This is a genomic window from Pseudomonadota bacterium, from assembly GCA_016195085.1.
GTDB lineage: Bacteria > Pseudomonadota > Alphaproteobacteria > SHVZ01 > SHVZ01 > JACQAG01.
This window is the reverse complement of the sequence record JACQAG010000092.1, coordinates 1-2,848: the sequence shown is the minus strand read 5'-3', so window position 1 is coordinate 2,848 and position 2,848 is coordinate 1. Positions and strand designations below refer to the sequence as shown.

The following is a 2,848-nucleotide window of genomic DNA, read 5'->3' as shown; positions in this document are numbered from 1 at the left end:
CGACACGCTGCTCGAAGTCGGGCTGTCGTACATCACGCTCGGCCAGAACGCGACCACGCTCTCGGGCGGCGAGGCGCAGCGCGTGAAGCTGGCGAAGGAGCTGGCCCGGCGCGCCACCGGCCGCACCCTCTACATCCTCGACGAGCCGACCACGGGCCTGCATTTCGAGGATGTGCGCAAGCTCCTCGAGGTGCTGCACCGGCTGGTCGAGCAGGGCAATACGGTGGTGGTGATCGAGCACAATCTCGAGGTCATCAAGACCGCCGACTGGATCATCGATCTGGGCCCCGAGGGCGGCGACAAGGGCGGGCGCGTGGTGGCCGTGGGCACGCCCGAGGCGGTGGCGCAGGTCAAGGAGAGCTACACCGGCCAGTATCTCAAGCCGCATCTGCGCCAGCGCACCGCCTCGCGCAAGGCGGGGTGAGAGGCGGAATAAGCACGGAAGGCGAAGCAAACTCTTCCGTCATTCCCCGAATGGCGGAACCGAGGACGCGCCACTCTCCTCTGTCATCGCCGGGCTTGACCCGGCGATCCATGGTCGGGCCGTTTCAGCCCTCGCCCAGGCCTGCATCGACATGGATGCCCGCGTCACGCGCGGGCATGACAATGAAGGGAAGGCGGGAAACGGGGCAAGTGACCTGCGGTTGCCTCTGGGTCCCCGCTTTCGCGCTAGTTGATTCACACATCTTTGATCTGGCTCCAAGCCTGCGCGATGCCCAGGAAGTATTCGAGGCCGTGTTTGAAGGTGATGGGACCGGGTTTGGTCCGCGGGTATCCGTCCCAGCCGCCGAGCCGGGCGACAATCCAGCCGGCCCAAGCGAGGCTGCGCGGCGGGTGAGGGTTGCTTTGGAGCATCGTGGTGCCCTGGTATCTGCGCCCGAGGGCATCGAGGAGCTGGATTTCGTCCTGGTTGAAGACGCTGCTGGCCGGTTCAGCGCTTTGGCCGTCCCGCGCCTGGACCAGCTGCAAGGTGATGACGGCGGCCTTGGTGGCGATCGCGCTGAGCTTGAGCAACCGCTCGGCGGTTTCGAGCCGGCTGTCTTCGAGCTGCAGCCCCTGGGTTTTGAGAACCCGGAAGAGCTGCTCGATCGTCCAACGCTTCTTGTACCAATGGACGATCTGCCAAGCGGCGGCGGCGTCCTTCACCGCATGGGTCGTCAACAGATACCAGTGCAGCGGCTCGGCCTGGGCCGGCGGATCGAACTCGACGACCTCGATCACGCTCAGTTCCACTGTCTCGGGCAGATCCCGCAGGCCCGGACCTTGCGGCCTTTTCAGGGTCACGCGCCCGAACCGCAACGCCAGCTTGGCCTGACGCGCCGGTCGATGAGGGCGGGCCGTGAGGTCGATGGTCGAGACATCGGCAATCGGCAGCTGGGCCGCTGCCTCATACAGGCTCCGGTCGTCGGCCAGAACGCGGTCATGCATGGAGCGCGTCAGCAGATGGAAGTCTTGCGCCGCGACGCTCGCCCATTTGGCATAGAAGTCGCCCTCGCGATCATCGATCACGGTGACCATCGCGGCCGCCGACAGGACCTGTTTGGCCCGCTCCGCGGTCTCGATCCAGCGCCAGGATTCCTTCTCCCGCGGCGGTCGGCTCTCGTGCCGCACCGCCACCCGTCCCTGGCGCGTCCAGATCTGGCCCGCGACCAATCCCAGGCAGGCATCGCTGTGCGCATCCAGCGCCAGCATCGCATGCAGCAGCAAGCCGCAGCCGACACCCTTGCCGATCTCGCCCAAGCCGCGCCGCCGCTCGGCCGTGGTTCTGAAGTTGATCTCGCTGGTATCCTGGATCGCCAGCACATGCCGGCCGGCTGCCGCAAGGGCGGTTTGCTCGCCCCAGCCCGCGAGCAGGGCTTCCAGCGTCACTTTCTCGTTGGCCAGGAACCGACCATACCGGACAATCTCCGACCGACGGCCGGCCGCCGCCTGTCGCACGCACGAACTGGCGCGCACGACCATCCCTTCGAGCAGCGCCGCCCCCCTTTGTCGAGGCGGCGATCCCCGAACCGACCCACCGAATATTGCGCGTCCAGCATCTCGGCACCTCAAGGAAATGGACGTGCCAGAATGAGAATCATACATTCCCATCACCAGGAAAGCTGCTTCCTCACAGGTGAGTCACTCCGCCGCACCAAGATGTGTGCATCAACTAGCGCGAAAGCGGGGACCCAGGAACATCCGGGCTACGGAGCGCGCAACGACGACGACCCTGGATCCCGGCTCGCGGCATCGTCGATGCCTTGGCCAGGATGATGGCTTATGAAGGTGCGTCAGGCACGCACGAAACGGATAGAACCATGAACCAGATCCGCCCTCAGCCCCGCCATGTGACCGTCGGCCAGGTGACCTTCGGCAACGACCGGCCCTTGTCCCTGATCGCCGGCCCCTGCCAGCTCGAATCCCGCGCCCATGCGCATGAGATGTGCCAGGCGCTGAGCGAGCTCACGGCCAGGCTCGGCATCGGCCTCGTCTACAAGACCTCGTTCGACAAGGCGAACCGCACCAGCCTCAACGGTCAGCGCGGGCTCGGCATGGAGAAGAGCCTGCCGATCATGGCCGAGCTACGCGAGACCTATGGTTGTCCGGTACTCACCGACATCCATTCCGTCGAGCAATGCGGACCGGTGGCGGAGGCCGTCGATGTTCTGCAGATCCCGGCCTTCCTCTGCCGCCAGACCGACCTGCTGCTGGCGGCGGGCCAGACCGGAAAGACGATCAACGTGAAGAAGGGCCAGTTCCTGGCGCCCTGGGACATGAAGAACGTCGTCGCCAAGGTGACCGCCGCCGGGAATCCGAACGTGCTGGCCACCGAGCGGGGCGTCTCCTTCGGCTACAACACGCTCGT

At 65.8% G+C, this 2,848-nt stretch carries 3 protein-coding genes; 2 read left to right on the top strand and 1 reads right to left on the bottom strand.

Going from position 1 to position 2,848, the window contains the following annotated elements; genetic code table 11:
• Window positions 1-424, top strand: a 424-nt coding sequence (locus HY058_22500; GenBank protein ID MBI3500074.1) for an ATP-binding cassette domain-containing protein, incomplete at its 5' end; no start/stop codon positions are given.
• 254 nt (window positions 425-678) lie between these two features.
• Here HY058_22500 and HY058_22495 read toward each other — a convergent pair.
• Window positions 679-1,962 carry an IS4 family transposase gene (locus HY058_22495; GenBank protein MBI3500073.1) on the bottom strand — a complete coding sequence of 428 codons (1,284 nt, stop codon included), beginning with the start codon at window positions 1,960-1,962 and terminating at the stop codon, window positions 679-681.
• A gap of 338 nt (window positions 1,963-2,300) precedes the next feature.
• On the opposite strand from HY058_22495, the gene kdsA reads away from it, so the two are divergent.
• On the top strand, window positions 2,301-2,848 hold a 548-nt coding region (gene kdsA / locus HY058_22490; protein MBI3500072.1), incomplete at its 3' end, for a 3-deoxy-8-phosphooctulonate synthase.